Annotated in this window: 1 protein-coding gene; it reads right to left on the bottom strand. The window is 58.7% G+C overall.

From position 1 onward, the window contains the following. Nucleotides 1-269, bottom strand: a 269-nt coding sequence (locus ACYQ78_RS39660) for a hypothetical protein (RefSeq protein WP_459806152.1), incomplete at both ends; no start/stop codon positions are given.

Here is a 269-nt window from a genome sequence, read left to right on the forward strand (position 1 = left end):
TCCGGGGTCGACTCAAAGTCCTCATCTGCCAAGAAGAAGGCAGACATCTTGGGGTTCGTTTCGCCAGAAACATCCAAAAGGCTCCACCCAAACTCGCCCACGGTCGGAGAGTGGGAGATGTTTTGCCCAAGCAGCGGCCTCCCATGAGCACGAAAGATGCCATTGGGCGACCCATCGCGAGGCGTGGCCAATTGAGTACCGCTGTTGCCCACCACAAGCTGCGCAGGCCGCGTCTCCTGAAATTCCACCAGCTGCCAGCCGTGGAAATG

It is taken from the genome of Herbidospora sp. RD11066, from assembly GCF_054661255.1.